Consider the following 21,201-nt stretch of genomic DNA (forward strand, 5'->3'; position numbering starts at 1 on the left):
CCCTACCAGGTCACCGGCAGCTCCAGCGGGAAGCGGCGGATGGTCTCCTTGTCCCAGCGGATCTCCTCCGCCGGCACCGCGAGGCGCAGCGTCGGGAAGCGCTCCACGAGGCGCCCGATGGCCACCTCCAGCTCCGCCATGGCCAGCGGCACGGCGATGCAGCGGTGGCCGCCCCAGCCGAACGTCATATGGGGCATGGGCGGCCGCTCCGGGTCGATGACGTCCGGGTCCGGGTAGCGCTTCGGGTCGCGGTTCGCCGTCAGGTACGACACATGGACGAAGTCGCCCTTGCGGATCCGTGCGCCGTCCATCTCCACGTCCTCCAGCGCCACCCGGGGGATGCCGACCCCCTTGCGGAACGGGATGTAGCGGAGCAGCTCGTTGATGACGTCCGTGAGGGACTCCGGCCGGGTCCTCAGGTGCTCCATCAGCTCGGGACGGGTCAGCAGCAGGTAGCAGATGTCGCTGATCTGGCAGGTGGCGGTGTCCTGCCCGCTGAGCACCAACGTCAGTGCCATGACCGCGAGTTCCTCGTCGTCGAGGGCGTCGTCGCCGTCCTTGGCCGCGGCCAGCGCGCTGATCAGGTCGTTCCCGGGGCTGCGCCGCCGCTGTTCGACCTGCTCCAGGAAGTAGGAGCGCAGGGCGGCCTTGGCGCTCGCGGCGGTCTCCCGGCTGTCCGGCCCGGTCTCCAGCAGCTGGTGCGCGTACTCCTGCATCCGCGCCCAGTCCTCGCGGGGGATGCCGAGGACGTCGTAGATGGTCTGCTGCGGGAGCTGGTTGGACAGGTGCTGGACGAGGTCCGCGGGCGGCCCGTGCTCGGCCATCTCCTCCAGCAGGGTGTCGGCCAGCCGGACGATCCGCTGCCGCATCCGCTCCACGTGTCCACGGGCGAAGCCCTGGGACGCCAGACGGCGCAGGCGGCTGCTGTGCGGCGGGTCCATGACGTTGATGGACTCCGGGGAGACGATGGGCTCCGGGGTCAGCCGCGGGTAGTCGTGCCCCATGATCGCCGCCCGGCTGAACCGCTGGTCGGTGGTCACCTGCCGTACGCCGTCGAAGTCGGTGATCAGCCAGGCGGCGCCGTCGCCGTACGGCAGCCGGATGCGGGTGACGGAGTCGCGGGCCATCAGTTCCGCGAGCGTGGGATCGAACTCCAGACCCTCGCTGAAGTCGAACGGGCACATCATCGGTTCGCTGCTCTGGGTCATCGCGGTGTTCTCCCTCTTCCACGTGCTCTGCTAGGCCCCCGGCGGTACCGGAAGCGGGGGATGACGTCTCTTCAGCCGGCCGGTGCCGCGTTGGTGGCGTCCACCGCGGGGCGCAGGCGCCGGGCCAGCGTGACGCCGTCCCCGACGGCCCAGAAGTGGGTGAAGAACAGGCGGGGTTCGTCCCTCAGCCCGTGGTTGTGCAGCTCGATCAGCTCGGCCCCGGCGCGTCTGAGCGCCGTGAGGACGTTCTGGACCTCCCCGGCGACCATCGCGACGTCGCCGCTGATCGCCACCCGGTCGCCGCCCAGCGGCTGCCAGTTGAACGCGGTGGTCGACCCCAGGCCCGGGGGCAGCGCCATGCCGCCCTCGGTGATGGTCTCGCGGCGGATGAAGAGGCTCTTGTAGACCCCGTCGTCCCAGGTGCCCTTGACGCCCAGCGCGGCCTCGATGCCCGCCGTGTTCAGGGTGTGGCTCGACGGTGCGGGACGCTGCGGGGGCGGGGTGCCGGTGCGGTCGAAGGCCGCGCGCAGGCCGCGCGCGACGGTCACCGGGTCGTGGCCGTGCGCGTGGACGTGCACCCACCAGATGTGGGGCATATGGGAGAGCAGGTGCTTGTGCAGCGCGGTCACCGCGATCCGCTGCTGTTGCAGGACGTCGAGGAACGGCTGCAGTTCCTGCTCGGTGACCACCAGGTCGCCCATCGTCATCGTGCTGCCGTCGGCGTAGCGGACGAACGACACATGGGAGCCCAGGGCGAGTTCCGGTTTGATGAGGACGCCCTTGGAGATCACCGACAGGTCCCGGCGCGGCAGGCCCGTGTGGTACATCAGATCGCGCTTCATGTCGCCGACGCGGCCCAGCGCACGGGCCACGTCCGCCCAGTCCGACAGGGCGGTGCGCACCGGTCTGACCGGCCCGTCACGGTGTTCGTGGTCCGCCGCGGCGGGCAGGGCACGGGCGGGGGCGGTGGGAGCGGCGGCCAGCGCGGGCGCCAGTGCGGCGGCCGCGGCCAGTACGCGCCTCCGGGACGCACCCGATCGGGCGCGGGTGTCCTGCTGTGGATCCTCGGCCATCATGTGAGCCTCCTCGACGCCTCTGGACGCGATGGAAGCACGGGGGGACCCGGAGCGCCGCCAGCAGCGCCGCCGCCTGCGGCCATGTGGGGTAGTCCCCGTCGGCGATCGGGTGAGGCCGCCGGGCGCCGGGACCGGGGGTGCGGGCCTACGGCGCGTACAGGCCCTCCACCTCCTGGGCGAAGTCGCGCATGATCACCGCGCGGCGCAGCTTCATCGACGGTGTGAGGTGCCCGGCCTCCTCCGTGAAGTCCACGGGCAGGACCGCGAAGCGGCGGATCGACTCGGGCCGGGAGACCAGCTTGTTGGCCTCGTCCACCGCACGCTGCAGGACCGCGTGGAGCTCCTCATCACCCAGCAGCAGTTCCGGCGGCACCGGGTGTTTGCCGTTCATCCGGCGCCAGTGGGTGATGCCGTCCGCATCGAGCGTGAGGAGGGCCGAGACATAGGGGCGGCCGTCGCCGATGACGAGGCACTGTGAGATCAGGGGGTGGGAGCGCAGCCAGTTCTCCAGCGGGGCGGGCGCCACGTTCTTGCCGCCCGCGGTGATCAGGATCTCCTTCTTCCGGCCGGTGATCGTCAGGTAGCCCTCGTCGTCCAGGCGGCCGATGTCGCCGGTCGGGAACCAGCCGTCGGGGGTGGCCGGGACCACCCCTCCCGCGTGCGGGTCCCAGTAGCCGCGGAAGACCTGGCCACCGGACAGCAGCACCTCGCCGTCCGCCGCGATCCGCACCCGGGTGCCGGGCAGCGGCCAGCCCACCGTGCCCAGCCGGGGCTTGAGCGGTGGCGTGACGGTGGCCGCGCCGGTCGACTCCGTCAGGCCGTAGCCCTCGAAGATCTGGATGCCGACGCCCGCGTAGAAGGCGGCGAGCCGGCTGCCCAGGGGGGAGCCACCACTGATCACATGGCGGACCCGGCCGCCCAGGGCGCCGCGGATGCGGCGGTAGAGGAGGGGGTCGTAGAAGGCGCGGGCCGCCTTCAGGGCGCGGCCGGGGCCGGGGCCGGTGCCGTGCTGCCGGGCCTCCAGCGCCTCGCCGTAGCGGCGGGCCACCGAGGCCGCCCGGTCGAACAGCGCGCCCCGGCCGCCGCGCTCGGCCGCGGCCCGCGCGTTGTTGTAGACCTTCTCCAGCATGTACGGGATGACCAGCAGGAAGGTCGGCCGGAAGCTCGCCAGGTCGGCCAGCAGGTCCTCCGCCCGCAGGCTGGGCGCGTGCCCGAGCCGTACCCGGGCGCGGATGCAGGCGACCGCGACCATACGGCCGAAGACGTGCGACATGGGCAGGAACAGCAGCGTCGACGGCTCCTCACCGCTCTTGGCGTGGAAGACCGGGTGGAGGAGCTGGGTGGCGTTGTCCACCTCCGCCAGGAAGTTGCCGTGCGTCAGCGCGCACCCCTTGGGGCGTCCGGTCGTGCCCGAGGTGTAGACGAGGGTGGCGAGGGTGTCCGGGCCGAGCACGCCCCGGCGGACGCTCACCTCCTGGTCGGGGACCGTCGCGCCCAGCTCGGCCAGCCGCTCCACGTGCCCCTTCTCGATCACCCAGGCGTGGCGCAGGTCGGGCAGGCGGTGGCGTTCCGGGCCGATGGCCGCCGCCTGGCCGACCGTCTCCGTGATCAGGGCCACCGCGCCGGAGTCCTGCAGGATCCAGAGGGTCTGGAACACCGAGGAGGTGGGGTAGACGGGGACCGTGACCAGGCCGGCCGCCCACGCCGCGAAGTCGAGCAGCGTCCACTCGTAGGTCGTGCGCGCCATGACCGCGATCCGGTCGCCCGGCATCAGGCCCTCGGAGATCAGCCCCTTGGCCAGAGCGAGCACCTGGTCGGCGAACTGGCCCGCCGTCACGTCCCTCCAGCCGCCGTCCGCGTCCCGGCGACTGAGGACCCGATGGCCGGGCGCCTCGCTCGCGTTCTCGAACGGCAGGTCGGCGAGCGAGCCGTGGGTCACCGCCGGCACCAGCGGCGGCACGTAGGCCTCGCGTACCTCCCCGTTCAGCCGCCGGGTCTCCGGCTCCACGAGCACCGGGCCGCCGTCGTGGTCGAGGTCGACCGGGACGGCGGGCAGGGGCGTGGACGAGTACGAGATGGGCATGGGCAGCTCCTGGGGCCTGCAGCTGGACACTGCTGTGCTGCATAGGTACGCGCCGTGCGCACCGAGACGTTCACCGGCGACGGCGGCTCGCTGTTACCGCCGGTTAGCACGTGCGATCGTACGGCGCCGGCGTGGGGAGTCTGTGCGGGTTCGGGGATGGTCCGGGGATGGGGGTGTGCAGGGGTTGCCAGGGCGATGTGAGGCGTCGTCAGGCGGTCGCCGATCGCCAGCGACATGGACTTACCGCCGGTAACATTACTCCGGAGCAAGCATTCGGGCGAGCAGGGAGCCGGGCCATGACGACCGAACGCCATCCGCGCGTCACCGGACTTCCGCCGGTCGCTTCCGCACCGCCGGTCGCGCCCACGCGACGAAGCCGCATGTCGATACAGCCCCGCCCCTGAAGGGGCGCGGCACCTCCCCCGGTTCCCCAGTCTGGAGACAACAGTGCTGCTTCCCGCCCTTCTCCGCGGTGCCCTTCTCTCCCCCTTCAAGCGGCCCCGCCCCGACGCCCCGTTCCCCCGTACGCCCCTCACCCTCCCCGGCGTACGCGTCGGCCTCCCGCACCTCGCCGCCTACGAGCGCGTCTGCGGATTCCCCACCGGTGTGGACGCCCTTCCCCTCACCTATCCGCACGTCCTCGCCTTCCCCCTCGCCATGCGGATCATGGCCGTCCCGGCGTTCCCGCTGCCCCTCCTCGGGCTGGTGCACACCTCCATCGAGATCACCCAGCGCGAACCCCTCGGACCCGACCGTGAGTACGAACTGACCGTGCGGGTGGCCGAGTTGGCGCCCCACCGGCGCGGTACCCAGGCCGTCGTCGTCACCGAGGCCCGTACCGGCGGACGGCTCGTGTGGGAATCGGCCGGCACGTATCTCGCCCGGCATCGCACGACCGCCCCGGCGGGATCCCCGCCCACCGAGGACCGCTCGCCCCTTCCCGCCCTCGCCGAGTGGCGGCTGGCCGAGGACGTCGGGCGGCGGTACGCCGCCGTGTCCGGGGACCGGAACCCCATCCATCTGCACCCGCTCACCGCGCGCCTCTTCGGCTTCCCCCGGGCCATCGCGCACGGCATGTGGACCGTCGCCCGGTGCCTCGCCGAGCAACCGGTCCTCGCCGACGTCCGTCTGCGGGTGGAGTTCAAGGCGCCGGTCCTGCTGCCCGGCACCGTCACCTACGCGGCCGACGACGGACGGTTCGAGCTGCGCGGCGGAGACAGGACGCACCTCATCGGGGAGCTGCGGCCTCCTGAGGCGGAGTGAGGCCGGGCGGTGACCAGGGCCGCCCCTCCATCAGGTTGCCCAGCCCCGCCCAGGCGAAGTTCATCAGGGTCGCCGCGGCCTGCCGGGCCGAGACACCGGGGGTGGCGTTCGCCCAGGCGGCGAGCGATTCGGCGGCCCCGACCAGGGCCTCGGCGAGCCCGGCGACCTCGTGCTCGGGCAGGTCGGGGTCGCGGTGGTCCCCCACGCTCTCAACCCCGTTCGAGCAGGGGGCACCCCCATCACGGGCCGCGACGGCGATGAGCCGGGTGACGAACGCGACGATCTCCTCGCGCATCGCGGTCACCTCGGCGGCGAAGGGTTCACCGTGGGTACGCGCCTGGAGATGCAGGACGGCCCAGCCGTCCGGGTTCCGCGCGGTGTGGGTGAAGAAGGCCTGGAGCCCTTCCCAGAGCCGGCGGTCGGCGGCGGTCCCCGGGCGGACGCCGGAGCGGACCGCCTCGGTGAGGGCGGCGGCCTCGCGGCGGATGCAGGCAGTGAAGAGGTCTTCCTTCGAGTTCAGGTACAGGTACACCAACGGCTTGGACACACCGGCGAGTTCGGCGATCTCGTCCATGGAGGCGGCCATGTAGCCGCGCTGCCCGAAGGTCTTCACGGCGGCATCGAGCATCTGCTGCTCCCGCACGGCCCGCGGCATCCGCTTGGTCTTCACGGAACCCATGCGGGCAAGACTACGGCCGGCCGGCCGCGGCACAGGGCCTCAGGCCCGGCCGTCGACTTCCCGTCTGCCGAGCGACGCCTCGGCCTAGGAGGTCTGCCCCTGCGCCCGGGACGTGTCGTCGGCCACGTCCTCCTGGCTGCGGTTCGCGTCCAGGTTCGCCTTCATACGGTCGACCCGCTGCACGATCTGCACCGACGCCCGGTCCCGCTCCTTGCGCAGCACCACGAAGCTGATCGGCGCCGAGATCACCAGCGCCAGAAGGATCATCCACAGGCCGTTGGAGTCGCCGAGGCCGCGCGGGGCGATGCCCGAGTAGACGAGGCCCCAGACGACCATGAAGCAGCCCGCGAGGATGCCGAGGCGCATCAGCGTGTAGCGGAGCATCTCAATCCACTCTTCCGTTCAAACGACGCCAAAGGGGCACCGTCCAGTGAAGCACGCCGGGGACCCGATCATGCAGTGGGGTGCGCGCGACCCTGGTCACCCCAGCGGCAGCAGCATGGTGATGTCGTCGCGGTCGTCCCCGGGGGCCACCCGTATCGCATCGGGGACCCGGCCCACCTCCTTGTAGCCGCAGGTGCCGTAGAACCGCTCCAGGCCCATGCCGCCGCGGCAGCTGAGCCGTATCGCCTCGATGCCGTCGAGGCCGCGGGCAGCGTCCGCGGCGGCGGCCAGCAGGTCACGGCCGTGGCCCCGGCCCTGGTGCCGCGGGTGGACCATGACCGTGTAGAGCCAGATCCAGTGGGTCATCAGCCGGTGCGTGTTGAAGGTGAGGAACGCCGTCGCGGCCACCCGCCCGTCCTCGTCGTGCCCGACGAGGAGCCGGCAGCGCCCCTCGATCATGGCCGCGAGCTGCTTCACCAGCTCGGGCCGTATCTCCTCCCGGGTGACCGGCGCCACGAACCCCACGGCTCCTCCGGCGTTGGTCACGTCGGCCCAGAGGTCGAGGATCCCGTCGCGCAGGGCAGGGGTCATGGCGGGGTCGAGCGTGAAGGTAAGAAGCATGGCCCGAGGCTACCCATTACAGGGTCGAAGGCTCAACGGAGTTCTCCGCCGGGGTCACACCCTCATCGGCTGCGGCTGCTCCCGGAGCGCCGGGTCCGGGCCCTCGTACTCCCGGATGATCTCGTACCGCGTGTTCCGCTCCACCGGCCGGAACCCGGCGTCGCGGATCAGCTCCAGCAGGTCCTCACGGGTCAGCTTGTTCGGCGTGCCGAAGTCGTCCGCGTCGTGCGTGATCTTGTACTCGACGACCGAGCCGTCCATGTCGTCCGCACCGTGCTGGAGGGCCAGTTGGGCGGTCTGGACGCCGTGCATCACCCAGAACACCTTCACGTGCGGGACGTTGTCGAAGAGCAGGCGCGAGACCGCGAACGTCTTCAGGGCCTCCGCGCCCGTCGCCATCTGCGTGCGGGCCTGCAGGCGGTTGCGGACCTTGCCGTCCTTCACGTCCACGAAGTCGTGCTGGTAGCGCAGCGGGATGAAGACCTGGAAGCCGTTCGTCTCGTCCTGGAGCTCGCGCAGCCGCAGCACGTGGTCCACGCGGTGGCGCGGCTCCTCGATGTGGCCGTACAGCATGGTGCACGGGGTCTTCAGACCCTTCTCGTGCGCCAGGCGGTGGATGCGCGACCAGTCCTCCCAGTGGGTCCGGTGGTCGACGATGTGCTGCCGGACCTCCCAGTCGAAGATCTCCGCGCCGCCGCCGGTCAGCGACTCCAGACCGGCGTCGATCAGTTCGTCCAGGATCTCGGAGGCCGAAAGACCGGAGATCGTCTCGAAGTGGTGGATCTCCGTCGCCGTGAACGCCTTCAGCGACACGTTCGGCAGCGCCTTCTTCAGCTCGCGCAGCGACCGCGGGTAGTAGCGCCACGGCAGGTTCGGGTGCAGGCCGTTGACGATGTGCAGCTCGGTGAGGTTCTCCGACTCCATCGCCTGGGCGAGCTTGACGGCCTCCTCGATGCGCATCGTGTACGCGTCCTTCTCGCCCGGCTTGCGCTGGAAGGAGCAGTAGGCGCACGACGCGGTGCACACGTTCGTCATGTTGAGGTGGCGGTTGACGTTGAAGTGGACCACGTCACCGTTCTTGCGCGTACGGACCTCGTGCGCGAGGCCGCCCAGCCAGGCCAGGTCGTCCGACTCGTACAGCGCGATGCCGTCCTCGCGGGTCAGCCGCTCACCGGAGCGGACCTTCTGCTCCAGCTCGCGCTTGAGCCCGACGTCCATGCGGATACCTCTTTCTGAGACAGACTCCGACAACCGTAGCCCTACGCCTGTTCCGGCAGGTCCCCGACCCTGTTCTCCCACTTCGTCGACAGCACGATCGTGGTACGGGTCCGCGAGACGCCCTTGGTGCCCGACAGCCGGCGGATGATCTTCTCCAGGCCGTCCACGTCCGTCGCCCGCACCTTGAGCATGAAGGAGTCGTCGCCGGCGATGAACCAGCAGTCCTCGATCTCGGGCAGGTCCTTCAGCCGGCGCGCCACGTCCTCGTGGTCGGCGGCGTCGGAGAGCGAGATGCCGATCAGGGCCGTGACGCCGAGACCGAGCGAGGCGGCGTCCACCGTGGCGCGGTAGCCGGTGATGACGCCCGCCGCCTCCAGACGGTTGATGCGGTCGGTGACGCTCGGTCCCGACAGGCCGACGAGGCGCCCCAGCTCCGCGTAGGAGGCCCGGCCGTTCTCCCTCAGGGCCTGAATGAGCTGCCTGTCCACCGCGTCCATGCGATCGAAGCCTTCCGGTGAAGAGAGATCCGATGAGAGATCTGCAGAGTTCCTGAAGTGATGAGTGGTGCTGCTACTGCGTGGTGCTCACGGGTACCGACGCCTCTCAGGCGGTACGGGAGCCGCCGAGTTCGCCCTCCCAGCGGCGGTACAGCCGGTGCGGCACCCCGGCCGCGTCCAGCACCCGCCCCGCGACGAAGTCCACCAGGTCCTGGATGTGCGTCGCCCCCGCGTAGAACGCCGGCGACGCGGGCAGCACCACCGCGCCCGCCTCGTCCAGCGCCACCAGGTGCTTGAGCGTCTGCCCGGCGAGCGGCGTCTCCCGTACGGCGACGACCAGGCGCCGCCCCTCCTTGAGCGTGACGCTCGCGGCCCGCTGCAACAGGTCCTTCGACAGCCCGAGCGCGACCCCCGCCACACACGCCGTGGACGCGGGCACGATCAGCATGCCCTTCGCGGGGTACGACCCGGAGGACGGCCCGGCGGCCAGGTCCCCGGCGCTCCAGTGCCGCACCCGGTCCCCGTCGACGTCGACCACGAACGTCCCGGGCTTTCCGTCGGCGCCCCGCCCCAGCCACTCGCGCAGGTCCTCCCGCCAGTGGGCGTCCCGGAAGGCGATCTGGGTCTCGTCGAGCAGGGTCAGCCGCGAGGCACGCGAGACGACGAGGTCGACGCTCTCCCCCGCGGCGAGGAGACCGCGCAGCACGGCGGCGGCATACGGGGTGCCGGAGGCACCGGACACCCCTACGATCCAAGGCGTACGCGGCGTCGCTCCTGGCTTGACTGGGTTCACGACACCGAGCCTATCCGGCGTCGCGGGGCGGGAACGGGCCAAGGGGCCGGTTCGACGGGCAGCGGACATGACGACGGCCCCACGCCCGCGAGTGGTTCGGGCAGGGGCCGTCCGAGGGGCTCCGGTCAGTGGCCGGGCGCGCACCGGTACAGCGTCTGGGCGGTGGCCGCTCCATCGGCCGTGCCCGGGGCGGAGTCCGTGCCGCCGTAGGCGGAGGCCGGGACCGGGGTGCAGGCCGACCGGACCCAGTCGGTGATCTGTGCCGTGGCCGTCGTCCCACTGCCGCCGCCGAACAGGGCGCCCGTGCCACGGCCACCGCCCAGCAGCACGTACCGCAGCCTGCCGGTGTCGACCAGGTGCCGGAACTGCGCCTCGGTCGGGAACGGCACCCTGCCGCTGAAGCCGCCGAGCGGCAGGACGCGGGCGCCGGTGGCCAGGATGTACGGGGACGCGCCGTTCCAGCTGGTGGTGGCGAACACGTAGTCGGCCGAGCCCTGGTGCGCGCTGGTGTAGTCGAGCACCTTCCGCTGGGCCGCGCTGAGTCCCCCGTGCACTCCGATGCCGCCGAATCCGCCGAAGCCGCCCATGCCGCCGCGGGTCGCCGTCGTGCCGCCTCTCGCGCCGCCGCCCCAGAACAGTCGGCCCGTCCGGCCGGCCGCCCAGCTCACCGAGCCGTGACCGCCGTTCGTGGCTGTCGGGCCGACCGCGCCCATGCCGGAGCTGCCGTAGGAGGGGTTGAACACCTGCACCGCCCACGCGCTCGGCGCGAGCAGCAGCGCCGCGAGGGACACGGCCGGCCCGACGAGGGCGAGCCGGCCACGGAAGGGTCCACGACCGGGACGGGCCCACACCAGCAGGGCGACGGCGCCGAGACCGAGCACGCCCACCGCGGGTGCCAGCCACGGCAGGAACGACGGGAACCGGCCGGCGAGGTACGCGCTCCACGCCGCCGTCGCCGCCACCGCGCCCGGCAGCGCCCCTGCGCGACGGCCACCGGCCCGGTAGGCGCGCCACATCAGCACGATCCCGCCTCCGGTGAGCGCGGCCAGCGGTACCGCGATCACGCCCATGTAGTACGTGTGACCGGCGACGCTGCCCGCGCTGAAGACCAGGAAGTACGTCGCCAGCCAGGTCCCCCACAGGACGAACCCGGCGCGGAGCCGGTCGGTGCGCGGCCTGCCCCGGCGCCACAGCAGACCGCACACGACGGCGACGGCGGCGATCGGGTAGAGCCAGCCGGTCTGCGAGGCGAGCGACGTACCGAACATCTTCGACCAGCCGTTCTGGTCACCGCCCCGGCCGCCACCGCCGCCCGCCTGACGCGCGGCGCCCGTCCGGGCTCCCGATGCCTGCGCGTAGGCGGCAACGCCCTGGGCGCGCCGGGTGCTTGCGGCGCCCATCGCCCCGGTACGGCGGGGGTGGGCGCCCTCGTCGGCTCCGGTGCCGCCCGCCCCGCCGGCCCCCTGCCACGGGCCGCCCCGCCCCCCTCCGCCGCCCTGTGTCGCGCTCACGCTGCCCGTGGAGGCCGCGCTGATACCGAGGGAGGAGAAGCGGTTCAGGAAGTTGTAGCCGACCACCATGCTGAACGCGGAGTTGTTGGTGGTGCCATCCACGTAGGGCCGGTCCTTGGCGGGGGTGAGCGTGACGGCGAGCATCCAGGACGCCGACACGGCGGTCATCACCACCGCGGACACGCCCAGATGCGCCAGCCGCCTGCGCAGGGTGATCGGTGCCGAGAGCAGATACACCAGGGTGAGCGCGGGCAGCACCGCCCACGCCTCCAGCATCTTGGCCTGAAAGCCGAGCCCGACCCACACACCGGCGAGCACCAGCGGGCGCAGCCGGCCGTCCCGGGCGGCACGCTGGGTGGCCTCGGCCGCCAGCAGCAGACACAACGTGAAGGCGGGGTCCTCGACGGCGGTGCGGAAGAGGCCCACGGCCACCGGGGTCAGCAGGAACGCCGTGCACGCGATCAGCGCCGCGTTCGCACCCGCCCAGCGGCGCACCAACCGGTACAGGACCAGCAGGCTCGCCACCCCCTCGACGACCTGGGGAAGGACCAGCGCCCAGGGATGGAATCCGAAGATACGGGCGGAAAGCGCCTGCGGCCACAGGAATCCCGGCAATTTGTCGAGCGTGATGGAATTCCCGGGGTCGAAAGAGCCGTAGAAGAAAGCCTTCCAGCTCTCCGTCATGCTGCGCACGGCGTTCGCGTAGAACGTGTGGTACTGAATGTGGTCGATCCCCCATGCGTAGAGCACGACGGCGAGCACGGTGATGACCAGCAGCGCCGGGCGCGCGTAGGCCGGCTGGCCCGCCGGCGATCTCCACGGCGCGCGGCGATCGGCACCGGTGGGCGGGTCGAGGACTGTCGTAACCATGCACAGCAGTCTTGGCGCATCGGGCGCGCGACACCCAGCGAAACGGCCCGTTTCAAGGAAACTCTCGCCAGAATCAGACGGATTCTTTAACCCGACCGGACGGCATTTCAATCCGCGAAGTGCCGCCCGTTACCAGCCCTTGCACATACCCAGCCCACATGAACAACACAGTGGACGCACAGCTTTGACGGTCCGCCTTGAGAGTCCGCCTTGAGAATCCGCCTTGAGAATCCGCCTTGAGAATCCGCTTTGAGAATCCGCCTTGAGAATCCGCTTTGAGAATCCGCGAGAGTGCGCCGCTTTCAGACCGTCAGACCGCGCACCAGCAAATCCAGGAGCGCGCACACGAACAGGGCGATGCCGATGAACCCGTTGACGCTGAAGAACGCCCTGTTGAGGCGGGTCAGGTCGTGTGGGCGGACGATTGTGTGCTCGTAGACGAAGGCGCCCGCCACGATCACCAGGCCCAGCCAGAAGAAGAAACCGGCGCCGGTGACGACCGCGTACCAGACGAACAGCGCCGTCACGATCGCGTGGCAGACGCGGGCGCCCCAGATCGCCGCCGGGATGCCGAAGCGGGCCGGCACCGACATGACCCCGATCTCGCGGTCCGTCTCCACGTCCTGGCAGGCGTAGATCAGGTCGAAGCCGCCGATCCAGATGCCGACGGCGAGACCGAGGATCACCGCCTCCCAGTCCCACCTGCCGCTGATTGCCAGCCAGCCGCCGATCGGGCCCATCGCCTGGGCCAGACCGAGGATCGCCTGCGGGAAGTTGGTGAACCGCTTGCCGTAGGGATACACCACCATCGGGATCACGGCGATGGGCGCGAGCGCCAGGCACAGCGGGTTGAGCAGGGCCGCGGCGCCCAGGAAGAAGACCAGCGCGACCAGCGCACCCGTCCATGCGTGCCGCACCGTCATGGCGCCGGTGACCAGCTCGCGGTGCGCGGTGCGCGGGTTGCGGGCGTCGATCTCGCGGTCGATGATCCGGTTCGCTGCCATGGCGAAGGTGCGCAGTCCCACCATGGCGACCGTGACGAGGAACAGCCGTCCCCAGTGGATGTTCCTGTCCCACTGGTACATCGCGGTCAGCGAGGCGATGTACGCGAAGGGCAGGGCGAAGACGGAGTGCTCGATCATCACCAGCCGCAGGAACGCCTTGGTGCGTCCGGGCTGTGGAATGGCGGCGGAGGCGCTGCTCACAGGCCGTACTCCGGATCACCCCCGCGTCGGCGGGGGAACCCCGTCTCCGCGCTGCCTGCTTCCAGCATGTCGATAGGCATCACAGCCCGTACTCCTTCCAGCGTCGCGTCACCCGTTCGGATGTCTCCGGATCGGACAGGACCATGTCGGGCCAGCCGCCGTCCCTGGTGTAGCCCTCCTCGGGCCACTTCTTCGTCGCGTCGATGCCCGCCTTGCCGCCCCAGAACTGCTGGTAGGAGGCGTGGTCGAGATGGTCGACGGGGCCTTCGACGACGGTGAGGTCACGGGCGTAGTCCGTGTTGCCGAGGGCGCGCCAGGCGACCTCGTGCAGATCGTGGACGTCGCAGTCGGCGTCGACGACCACGATCAGCTTGGTGAGGGACATCATGTGCGCGCCCCAGACGGCGTGCATCACCTTCTGGGCGTGCTTGGGGTACTTCTTGTCGATGGAGACGATCGCGCAGTTGTGGAAGCCGCCCGCCTCGGGCAGGTGGTAGTCCACGATGTCCGGCACGATGATCTTCAGCAGCGGCAGGAAGAAGCGCTCCGTGGCGCGGCCGAGCGGTCCGTCCTCCGTCGGCGGGCGGCCCACGACGATGGACTGGAGCAGCGGGCGGCGGCGCATGGTGACGCAGTCGATCGTCAGCGCCGGGAAGGGCTCCTGCGGGGTGTAGAAGCCGGTGTGGTCGCCGAACGGGCCCTCCGGCAGCATCTCGCCGGGCTCCAGCCAGCCCTCCAGGACCACCTCGGCGTTCGCCGGGACCTGGAGCGGCACCGTCTTGCAGTCGACCATCTCGATCCGCTTGCCCGCGATGAACCCGGCGAACAGGTACTCGTCGATGTCACCGGGCAGCGGCGCGGTGGCGGCGTAGGTCACGGCGGGCGGGCAGCCGAAGGCGATGGCGACCGGCAGCCTCTCGCCGCGCCGGGCCGCCACCTGGTAGTGGTTGCGGCTGTCCTTGTGGATCTGCCAGTGCATGCCGATGGTGCGCTTGTCGTGGCGCTGGAGGCGGTACAGCCCGAGGTTGCGGATCCCGCTCTCCGGGTCCTTGGTGTGGGTGAGCCCCAGGTTGAAGAAGGAGCCGCCGTCCTTGGGCCAGGTGAACAGGGCGGGCAGGGTGTCGAGGTCGACGTCGTCGCCGTGCAGCACGACTTCCTGGACGGGCGCGCTGTCGGCCTTCACCTTCCTGGGCGGCACGTGCGCCATCGCCCCGAGCTTCCCGAAGGCCTCGCGCACGCCGACGAACCCGTGCGGCAGCTCGGGCCTGAGCAGGCCGCCGATCTTCTCGGAGATCTCGTCGTACGACTTCAGGCCGAGGGACTTCAGCAGCCGCCGGTCGGTGCCGAAGACGTTCATCGCCAGCGGCATGCTCGACCCGCGCACGTTCTCGAAGAGCAGCGCGGGACCGCCGGACTTCTGCACCCGGTCGACGATCTCCCCGACCTCCAGATAGGGGTCGACCTCGGCTTTGATGCGCTTGAGGTCTCCCTCGCGCTCCAGCGCCCGGAGCAGGGACCGAAGATCGTCATAAGCCATGCGTCCCAGTATCTGCCACCCGCTACCCTGACCCCGTCACCGGGGCCCGTCGCACGCCCCTCGCCGTCTCCTGGGGGATCGCACCACCATGTTCAGGTATCTGCCCTTCCTGCTGGTCCTGGCGCTGTGGATATACGCCTTCATCGACTGCCTGAACACTCCCGAGGAGCAGGTGCGCGGGCTGCCGAAGGTGGTGTGGGTCATCGTCATCCTGCTCTTCGGCGAGGTGCTGGTCGGCCCGATCGCCTGGCTGGTGGCCGGCAAGCACCGGGGGCCGGTGGCGGCGAACGGCGCCACGCCCTCCGAGTGGCACCGCAACCACCGCACCACCTGGGTCGCACCCGACGACAACCCCGAGTTCCTGAAGTCCCTCAGGGAAGAGAACAAGAAGGACGAGGCCCTGCTCAAGGAGTGGGAGGCCGACCTGCGCCGCCGTGAGGAGGAGCTGCGGCGCCGGGAGCGGGGCGAGGGGCCCGCGGCCGACTGATGGAACTCAGGCTGCTGGTCACCTTCGAGAAGGTCGCCACCGTCCTGAGCTTCACCCGGGCCGCGGCCGAGCTGGCGTACGCGCAGTCCAGTGTGACGGCCCAGATCCGGGCCCTGGAGTCGTCGCTCGGCGTGGAGTTGTTCGACCGGCTGGGCAGCCGCATCCGGCTGACCGAGGCGGGCGAGCGGCTGCTGCCCTACGCCCGGCCGATCATCGAGCTCAGCGACGAGGCACGGGCGGCGGTGACCGGTGCCGAGGAGCCGGCCGGCACCCTGACCGTCGGCACCATGGAGTCGCTGACGTCGTACCGTCTGCCCCCACTGCTGGAGTTCTTCCACCACCGCTACCCGGGGGTGCGCCTGGCGCTGCGCACCACCATCGGCGACGAGACCCGGCTGGCGCTCCGGCAGGGGACGTACGACCTGGGCTTCCTGATGGAGGAGGAGGACGAGCACGCCGGGCTGGAGTCGGAGGTGCTGGCGGTGGAGCCGCTGGCGCTGGTGGCGGCGGCCACCCAGCCGACCTTGGCCGCGGTGAGCCGCTCGCGGAACAGCAGGGCGCCCAGCAGCACGACGTAGAACGGCTGTGTGTGGTACACGACCGTCGCCACGGAGATGGACGTGTTCCGGTACGACTCGAACAGCAGCACCCAGTTGAACACGATGAACACCCCGCCGAGGACGGCGAGGGCCAGGGTGCGTCGGGTGAAGCCGTGGCCGCGCAGCCGGCCGCGGGCCGTGACGTAGGCGCCGAGGGCGAGGGCGCCGAACAGGACGCGGAAGAAGACGACGTCGAAGGGTGAGGCGCCCGACTCGACGACGAAGACACCGAGGGTGCCGGAGAGCACCATGGCGGTCGTCAGCTGGGCCGTGCCCTTGGTCTCAGGGGTTCATGTCCTGGACGCTACGAGCGGGTGGGTGGACGGGTCCACGCGCTGGTGGGGCGTACTGCCGATGGGCCCATCGGCGCCGTCGACGGGCTGGGGACGCTCACGTCATGGTCGCGGGGCGGCCACCGTGACCAGTGGCCGCCCCGCTCGGCCGGCTACTGCCGGTGGGTCGTCCTGAAGCCGTCCAGGTGCGGGTCGGCGCCCATCGGGCCCGAGCGTGCCGCCGTCGTGGCGTCGCCGTCGGTGCGCGGCGCGAAGGCGCCCTGCGCCGAAGGGACGACGCCGTTGTAGAACGGGTGGTACACGTACTGTCCCGGGCCCGCGCTGATCGAGGCGCCCGCCGTGTTCAGCGTGGCCGCCGTGACGGAGCCGGTGCCGCCGAAGGTGGTCGCGAACTGCACGCTCGCCGACTCCTGCGTCAGGTAGCTGTTGACCGTGCCGGACAGGCTGGTGCCCGAGGTCCACAGCACCGGGCCGAAGACGTTCATCGCCGCGCCCGCGGAGAGTCCGTCGCGCCAGCTGCCGCTGCTCACGAGGGCGACCTGGCCGGGCGCGCTCCACCAGAACCTGGCGAGGGCGACCGCGGTGCCCTCGTCGGTGCTCGACGTGATCGGGTAGTACGTGTACGTCGAGGGCCAGTTGGAGAAGGACGTGTGGGTCAGCGCGTACTTCGCCGCGGAGTCCACCGTGATGATCATGGTCTTCTTGGGGTCGAGACCGTTGAGGTAGGCCTTCACCGACGCGGTCAGCTTGTTGCCGTTGGTGAGGACCACGCTGCCCGCGCTGCTCGTGCCGTCCGCGCCGGCCGCCGCGGCGGCGGCGAGGGCCGAGTGGTAGTCGGTGCCGGTGGCCAGGAACACGTACTTCGGCGCGCCGGTGACGGACTTGGCCACCTGGACCGAGGTCGCCCAGCGGTCGGCGCCCGCCAGCCGCTGCGGGGTGAAACCGAGCGCCTTCACCTGGGAGGCGACCGTGTTGCTCAGGATCGAGGTACCGCCGACGAGGTAGACGTTCGCCCCTCGCTTCAGCACCCGCTTCAGCTCGTTCTTCACCGCCGAGGTCAGCCCGGTCCCCGGCGTCATCAGCACCGGCCCGCCCTTCTTGCCGGCCAGCGCGGGCGCGGTGAGCGAGTAGGCCGAGACGTCCCGGTTGACCAGCACCGCGGCCCTGGCGTTCATCAGGCCCGGCACGCTCGGGGCGCCGACGGTGTTCCAGGTCCAGCGCGACCCGGCGACGGTGGTCGCGGAGGCGTCGGCGCCCCACACCCGGCCGGTGCTGTTCTTGCGCAGCGGCTGCCAGCTCGGGTTGTAACCGAAGGAGCCGTAGGGGTGGTCGGCGACCTTGGTGACCGCCCCGTCGGCCAGGTCCACGTACTCGGTGGTGTGCACGCCGATGCTGTCGCCGGAGGTGTCGGCGTCGACGAGGATCCGCTTGCCGGTGGGCGACCAGGACGGGTTGGCGTACCAGCGGGCGTCGGTGGTGCGCTGCTGGACGTCGGTGCCGTCGGCGTTCGCCGTGAAGATCTGGGGGTGGCCGCCGGCGTCCTTGCGGACGAAGGCCAGCTTGGTGCCGTCCGGCGAGTAGGCGGGCTGCCCGGCGTCGGTCAGAACGCGCTTGAGCGTCTTCGTGGCCGGGTCGTAGACGTAGACACCGTCGTTGTCGTAGCAGCCGTAGTTCTTGCGGCGCTCGAAGGCGACGAGGCCCTGCGGGCTGACGGTCGGGTCGGTGTCACAGATGGTGGACGGCTCCTGTGTGGCCGACAGCAGCGGGCGCGGTGCGAACGAGCCGTCGGAGGGGCCGTAGGCGAGCTGTCCGCCGGTGGAGAAGACGACGAAGCGGCCACCCCACCAGAAGGTCAGGTCCTGGTACTCGGCGCTGGAGCGCACACCCTGCGCCCAGGGAAGGGTGATCCTGGCGGTCCCGTTGGGCCGGATGCTGGAGATCTGACCGGCGGAGGCGATGAGCCGGCTGCCGTCCGGGGCCCAGGCGGCGTAGTCGCCGCCCTGGTTCGGCACCTGGGTCGTGGCACCGGTGGCCGGGTCGATCAGCGCCGGCCCGTCGACGAGGATCTTGCCCTCGGTGCCGGGCCACGGGCCCGCGTCGTCGGCGGCGGCACCGGGCGCGGCCGCCAGGGTGCCCACCGCGGCGAGCGCCGCCGCGGTCGCGAGCGCCGCGGCGCGGCGGCGCGTGAACAGTCTCAAGTTGTCGACCCCCCATGGATCGGATGCGTGGCATCGAAAGAAGTGGGCCGCGCGGGGCGGGTCGGCGTACGTCCCCCGGTCGACTCGCAGTCGCACCACAACGGCTGGGCAACTGTAGTGCCCGCCGAGGCCGCAGGGGAACAGAGTTACGAATGAGGGGTGTTCTGCGGGTCCGGGCGCAGCACCAGGTCGAGGAGCCCCGGGAAGCGGGCGTCGAACTCCGCGCGCCTGAGGCGGTTGACGCGCCTCGGCCCCTCGTCGCGCTGTTCCACCAGGCCCGCCGCCCGCAGCACCGTGAAGTGGTGGCTCAGCGCGGCCTTGCCCACGGGCACGTCGAAGCTGCCGCAGCTGCGGGACCAGTCGGGGCAGCCCGCCAGCTCCCGGACCAGCGTGAGGCGTACGGGGTCGGCGAGGGCGGCGAGCGCGACCTGGACGGGAACGTCGTCCGGGTGGACGTGCTCGGGCGCGACACGATGCCCGGTGGTGCCGCGTTGCGCCATGCCGTCCTCCCGGAATCCGCTTGCCGAGTGTTCGATCAAAACCATACACTCCCGAGTGTTCGCTTTCTGTTGAACACTCATGGAGGAGCGTGCCATGCGCGCGGTCGAGTTCGTGGAGCACGGCGGTCCCGAGGTCCTGAAGGTGGTGGAGGCGGACGTCCCCGAGCCGGGCCCCGGCCAGGTGAGCATCGACGCCGCCTACGTGGGCGTGAACTTCGCCGACCTCAAGGCACGCTCCGACGGCTACCGGGTGCCGTCCCTCCCCTTCCGGCCCGGCCTTGAGCTCTCCGGACGCGTACGGGCCCTCGGCGCCGGTGTCAGCGGTCTCGCCGTCGGCCAGGAGGTGGCCGCGCTGACCCAGGGCGGCGCGTACGCGGACGTGGTAGTCGCCGACGCCGCGACCACGTTCCCCCTGCCGGACGGGGTCGGCCTGCGCACCGGCGCCACCCTGCCCTCGGTCCTGCCGACGGCGTACGCGCTCGTCCACACGGTGGGCCGGCTGCAGCCCGGCGAGACGGTCCTCGTGCAGGGGGCCGCGGGCGGAGTGGGGACGGCGGTGGGCCAGTTGGCGAAGGCCGCGGGGGCCGCGGGGGTGTACGGGGTGGTCTCCGGCGCGGCGAAGGCGGCGTACGCGCGGCGGTACGGCTACGACGACGTGTTCGTGGGCGACTTCGAGGAGCCGGTGCGCGCCGCCACGAACGGCCGTGGCGTCGACCTCGCCCTGGACCCGGTCGGCGGCGCGACGCTCCGCGCCGGCCTGGCGTCGCTGGCCCGCTTCGGCCGCCTGGTCTCCTACGGCAACGCGAGCGGGGAGGCGGCCTGGACGGTCGGTCAGCCGGAGCTGTACCCGCGCGCGCTGTCGGTGGCCGGCTTCTCCGTCCTCACCCTCGCCGAGACGGCCCCGGACGACCTGCGCACCCTGGCCGAACGCGCCTTCGCGACGGCACTCGACGGCACGGTGACCCTGCCCGTGACGGCGGAGTTCCCCCTTCAGGAGGCGGCAGAGGCGCACCGGCTGATGGGGGCCCGCACCAGCACGGGGAAGCTGCTGCTGCGGGTGGCGGCCTCCTGAGCCCTCTTCCTCGGTCTGACGCGCGACCTCTTCGGGAAAAACCCGGTTCTGTGGAGTGAGCACTGCGGCATCGACTTCAGGCAGGAGCACGACCGTGACCGAGCCCCGTATCCCCACCATCGACCTGCGCCCCTGGCTGGACGGCGCCCCCGACGCCCGCGCCCGGACCGCCCGTACCGTCGACGAGGCCCTGCAGACCGCCGGGTTCCTGCTCGTCACCGGCCACGGCGTGGACCCGTCCCTGCGCGAGCAGATCCGTGCGGTCGCGCGGAGCTTCTTCACCCTGCCCGTCGAGGTCAAGGAGAAGTACGCGGCCAAGGTCGGCGGACGCGGCTGGCTCGGTCCGGGGGCCGAGGCCAACGGCTATGCGGAGGGCACCGAGACCCCGCCCGACCTGAAGGAGTCGCTGACGTTCGCGACGCGGGAGCCGTTCGAGGACCCGAAGGTCAACGCGGAATGGTACGCGCCCAACGTGTGGCCGGCGGAGGTGCCCGAGCTGAGCGGGCTGTGCGAGGAGTACCTGACACGGATGACGCGGCTGGAGAACCACCTGCTGTCGCTGCTGGGTGAGGCCCTGGGCCGGCAACCGGACTTCTTCACGCGCCACATGGGCCACCCGACATATGGCTTCAACATCAACTGGTATCCGGGCACGGAGGTGGTGGGTGAGCCGGAGCCGGGCCAGTTCCGCATCGGCCCGCACACCGACTTCGGCACCGTCACGATCCTGGACCGGCAGGCGGGCAAGGGCGGTCTGCAGGTGTGGACGGACGACGGCGGCTGGGAGGACGCCCCGTACGACCCGGAGGCGTTCACCATCAACATCGGTGATCTGATGGCCCGTTGGACCGGCGACCGCTGGCGCTCCGGCCGCCATCGGGTGCTGCCGCCCCCGGCGGACTCCCCCACCGAGGAGCTGATGTCCCTGGTCTACTTCGGCGAGTGCACCCCGGGGACGATCGTGGAGTCGGTGCCGGCGCCGGTGGGACGGGTGGCGTACGAGCCGGTGGACTCGCACGTGTATCTGCGGCAGAAGCTGGACTCGATCACAGTGGGCTGAGGACCGGTCCGAAACGGAGAACTTCCGCGACCCGACCGTCACGCTGT

Annotated in this window: 19 protein-coding genes and 1 pseudogene; 5 read left to right on the plus strand and 15 right to left on the minus strand. The window is 71.3% G+C overall.

Translation table 11 applies throughout. The annotated features are described in order from the left end of the window. Nucleotides 1-2: 2 nt before the first annotated feature. The 3 genes from ACFYZJ_RS33445 to ACFYZJ_RS33455 form a co-directional block, all read right to left on the minus strand. A complete protein-coding gene (locus ACFYZJ_RS33445; RefSeq protein WP_388574412.1) occupies nucleotides 3-1,208 on the minus strand; it encodes a cytochrome P450 in 1,206 nt (401 codons plus the stop codon). A 71-nt stretch (nucleotides 1,209-1,279) separates the two neighbouring features. Further along, on the minus strand, nucleotides 1,280-2,284 hold the full coding sequence (locus ACFYZJ_RS33450; RefSeq protein ID WP_388574415.1) for a DUF1259 domain-containing protein: 1,005 nt from the start codon (nucleotides 2,282-2,284) through the stop codon (nucleotides 1,280-1,282). Nucleotides 2,285-2,429: 145 nt separating this feature from the next. Further along, nucleotides 2,430-4,367 (minus strand): AMP-dependent synthetase/ligase, encoded by a 1,938-nt coding sequence (locus tag ACFYZJ_RS33455; protein ID WP_388574417.1) that lies wholly within the window; start codon nucleotides 4,365-4,367, stop codon nucleotides 2,430-2,432. A gap of 435 nt (nucleotides 4,368-4,802) precedes the next feature. Between ACFYZJ_RS33455 and ACFYZJ_RS33460 the strand changes: the two genes are divergently transcribed. After that, the gene (locus ACFYZJ_RS33460) at nucleotides 4,803-5,630 is read left to right on the plus strand and encodes a MaoC family dehydratase (RefSeq protein WP_388574613.1); all 828 of its coding nucleotides are present in this window, start codon (nucleotides 4,803-4,805) and stop codon (nucleotides 5,628-5,630) included. Here the strand turns inward: ACFYZJ_RS33460 and ACFYZJ_RS33465 are convergent. From ACFYZJ_RS33465 to ACFYZJ_RS33505, 9 genes are all read right to left on the minus strand, one after another. Continuing rightward, complete coding sequence (locus ACFYZJ_RS33465) at nucleotides 5,596-6,309, minus strand: TetR/AcrR family transcriptional regulator (RefSeq protein WP_388574420.1); 714 nt, start codon at nucleotides 6,307-6,309, stop codon at nucleotides 5,596-5,598. The two genes, ACFYZJ_RS33460 and ACFYZJ_RS33465, sit on opposite strands and share 35 nt — an antisense overlap. Nucleotides 6,310-6,393: 84 nt before the next feature. Then, nucleotides 6,394-6,693 (minus strand): DUF4229 domain-containing protein, encoded by a 300-nt coding sequence (locus ACFYZJ_RS33470; protein ID WP_388574423.1) that lies wholly within the window; start codon nucleotides 6,691-6,693, stop codon nucleotides 6,394-6,396. A 96-nt stretch (nucleotides 6,694-6,789) separates the two neighbouring features. Beyond that, nucleotides 6,790-7,314 carry a GNAT family N-acetyltransferase gene (locus tag ACFYZJ_RS33475; protein ID WP_388574426.1) on the minus strand — a complete coding sequence of 175 codons (525 nt, stop codon included), beginning with the start codon at nucleotides 7,312-7,314 and terminating at the stop codon, nucleotides 6,790-6,792. A 54-nt stretch (nucleotides 7,315-7,368) separates the two neighbouring features. Further along, nucleotides 7,369-8,532 carry an aminofutalosine synthase MqnE gene (mqnE, locus tag ACFYZJ_RS33480; RefSeq protein WP_388574429.1) on the minus strand — a complete coding sequence of 388 codons (1,164 nt, stop codon included), beginning with the start codon at nucleotides 8,530-8,532 and terminating at the stop codon, nucleotides 7,369-7,371. A 41-nt stretch (nucleotides 8,533-8,573) separates the two neighbouring features. Continuing rightward, nucleotides 8,574-9,029 carry an Lrp/AsnC family transcriptional regulator gene (locus ACFYZJ_RS33485; protein ID WP_200418719.1) on the minus strand — a complete coding sequence of 152 codons (456 nt, stop codon included), beginning with the start codon at nucleotides 9,027-9,029 and terminating at the stop codon, nucleotides 8,574-8,576. A 106-nt stretch (nucleotides 9,030-9,135) separates the two neighbouring features. Next, entirely contained in the window at nucleotides 9,136-9,822 is a 687-nt protein-coding gene (locus ACFYZJ_RS33490; protein ID WP_388574432.1) for a UbiX family flavin prenyltransferase, read from the minus strand. 125 nt (nucleotides 9,823-9,947) lie between these two features. Further along, nucleotides 9,948-12,203, minus strand: coding sequence for an ArnT family glycosyltransferase (locus tag ACFYZJ_RS33495; RefSeq protein ID WP_388574434.1), 2,256 nt, complete (start codon nucleotides 12,201-12,203; stop codon nucleotides 9,948-9,950). Nucleotides 12,204-12,505: 302 nt separating this feature from the next. Beyond that, nucleotides 12,506-13,408, minus strand: a complete 903-nt coding sequence (mqnP, locus tag ACFYZJ_RS33500) for a menaquinone biosynthesis prenyltransferase MqnP (RefSeq protein WP_388574437.1) — start codon at nucleotides 13,406-13,408, stop codon at nucleotides 12,506-12,508. A gap of 79 nt (nucleotides 13,409-13,487) precedes the next feature. Then, nucleotides 13,488-14,945, minus strand: a complete 1,458-nt coding sequence (locus tag ACFYZJ_RS33505) for a menaquinone biosynthesis decarboxylase (RefSeq protein ID WP_388574440.1) — start codon at nucleotides 14,943-14,945, stop codon at nucleotides 13,488-13,490. A gap of 88 nt (nucleotides 14,946-15,033) precedes the next feature. On the opposite strand from ACFYZJ_RS33505, the gene ACFYZJ_RS33510 reads away from it, so the two are divergent. Both ACFYZJ_RS33510 and ACFYZJ_RS33515 read left to right on the plus strand, forming a co-directional pair. Then, entirely contained in the window at nucleotides 15,034-15,432 is a 399-nt protein-coding gene (locus ACFYZJ_RS33510) for a PLD nuclease N-terminal domain-containing protein (RefSeq protein WP_388574443.1), read from the plus strand. Further along, the gene (locus ACFYZJ_RS33515) at nucleotides 15,432-16,010 is read left to right on the plus strand and encodes a LysR family transcriptional regulator (protein WP_388574445.1); all 579 of its coding nucleotides are present in this window, start codon (nucleotides 15,432-15,434) and stop codon (nucleotides 16,008-16,010) included. The genes ACFYZJ_RS33510 and ACFYZJ_RS33515 overlap by 1 nt, the downstream gene beginning before the upstream one ends. Here ACFYZJ_RS33515 and ACFYZJ_RS33520 read toward each other — a convergent pair. The 3 genes and pseudogenes from ACFYZJ_RS33520 to ACFYZJ_RS33530 form a co-directional block, all read right to left on the minus strand. After that, nucleotides 15,935-16,282, minus strand: a pseudogene (locus tag ACFYZJ_RS33520) (EamA family transporter); the annotation flags it as partial. The gene ACFYZJ_RS33515 and the pseudogene ACFYZJ_RS33520 overlap by 76 nt on opposite strands. Nucleotides 16,283-16,476: 194 nt before the next feature. Beyond that, on the minus strand, nucleotides 16,477-18,522 hold the full coding sequence (locus ACFYZJ_RS33525) for a cell wall-binding repeat-containing protein (protein ID WP_388574448.1): 2,046 nt from the start codon (nucleotides 18,520-18,522) through the stop codon (nucleotides 16,477-16,479). 146 nt (nucleotides 18,523-18,668) lie between these two features. Further along, on the minus strand, nucleotides 18,669-19,022 hold the full coding sequence (locus ACFYZJ_RS33530) for an ArsR/SmtB family transcription factor (RefSeq protein WP_388574451.1): 354 nt from the start codon (nucleotides 19,020-19,022) through the stop codon (nucleotides 18,669-18,671). A 94-nt stretch (nucleotides 19,023-19,116) separates the two neighbouring features. On the opposite strand from ACFYZJ_RS33530, the gene ACFYZJ_RS33535 reads away from it, so the two are divergent. Both ACFYZJ_RS33535 and ACFYZJ_RS33540 read left to right on the plus strand, forming a co-directional pair. Next, on the plus strand, nucleotides 19,117-20,094 hold the full coding sequence (locus ACFYZJ_RS33535; RefSeq protein ID WP_388574454.1) for a zinc-binding alcohol dehydrogenase family protein: 978 nt from the start codon (nucleotides 19,117-19,119) through the stop codon (nucleotides 20,092-20,094). 94 nt (nucleotides 20,095-20,188) lie between these two features. Then, on the plus strand, nucleotides 20,189-21,154 hold the full coding sequence (locus tag ACFYZJ_RS33540; protein ID WP_388574456.1) for an isopenicillin N synthase family dioxygenase: 966 nt from the start codon (nucleotides 20,189-20,191) through the stop codon (nucleotides 21,152-21,154). Nucleotides 21,155-21,201 lie beyond the last annotated feature (47 nt).

Source organism: Streptomyces sp. NPDC001848 (assembly GCF_042891915.1).
Lineage (GTDB): Bacteria > Actinomycetota > Actinomycetes > Streptomycetales > Streptomycetaceae > Streptomyces.

Coding starts and splice junctions, on each gene's coding strand:
- ACFYZJ_RS33510 (WP_388574443.1), top strand. CDS start 15,034: ATGTTCAGGTATCTGCCCTTCCTGCTGGTCCTGGCGCTGTGGATATAC.
- ACFYZJ_RS33445 (WP_388574412.1), bottom strand. CDS start 1,208: ATGACCCAGAGCAGCGAACCGATGATGTGCCCGTTCGACTTCAGCGAG.
- ACFYZJ_RS33495 (WP_388574434.1), bottom strand. CDS start 12,203: ATGGTTACGACAGTCCTCGACCCGCCCACCGGTGCCGATCGCCGCGCG.
- mqnE (WP_388574429.1), bottom strand. CDS start 8,532: ATGGACGTCGGGCTCAAGCGCGAGCTGGAGCAGAAGGTCCGCTCCGGT.
- ACFYZJ_RS33475 (WP_388574426.1), bottom strand. CDS start 7,314: ATGCTTCTTACCTTCACGCTCGACCCCGCCATGACCCCTGCCCTGCGC.
- ACFYZJ_RS33535 (WP_388574454.1), top strand. CDS start 19,117: ATGCGCGCGGTCGAGTTCGTGGAGCACGGCGGTCCCGAGGTCCTGAAG.
- ACFYZJ_RS33515 (WP_388574445.1), top strand. CDS start 15,432: ATGGAACTCAGGCTGCTGGTCACCTTCGAGAAGGTCGCCACCGTCCTG.
- ACFYZJ_RS33455 (WP_388574417.1), bottom strand. CDS start 4,367: ATGCCCATCTCGTACTCGTCCACGCCCCTGCCCGCCGTCCCGGTCGAC.
- ACFYZJ_RS33465 (WP_388574420.1), bottom strand. CDS start 6,309: ATGGGTTCCGTGAAGACCAAGCGGATGCCGCGGGCCGTGCGGGAGCAG.
- ACFYZJ_RS33485 (WP_200418719.1), bottom strand. CDS start 9,029: ATGGACGCGGTGGACAGGCAGCTCATTCAGGCCCTGAGGGAGAACGGC.
- ACFYZJ_RS33470 (WP_388574423.1), bottom strand. CDS start 6,693: ATGCTCCGCTACACGCTGATGCGCCTCGGCATCCTCGCGGGCTGCTTC.
- ACFYZJ_RS33505 (WP_388574440.1), bottom strand. CDS start 14,945: ATGGCTTATGACGATCTTCGGTCCCTGCTCCGGGCGCTGGAGCGCGAG.
- ACFYZJ_RS33450 (WP_388574415.1), bottom strand. CDS start 2,284: ATGATGGCCGAGGATCCACAGCAGGACACCCGCGCCCGATCGGGTGCG.
- ACFYZJ_RS33530 (WP_388574451.1), bottom strand. CDS start 19,022: ATGGCGCAACGCGGCACCACCGGGCATCGTGTCGCGCCCGAGCACGTC.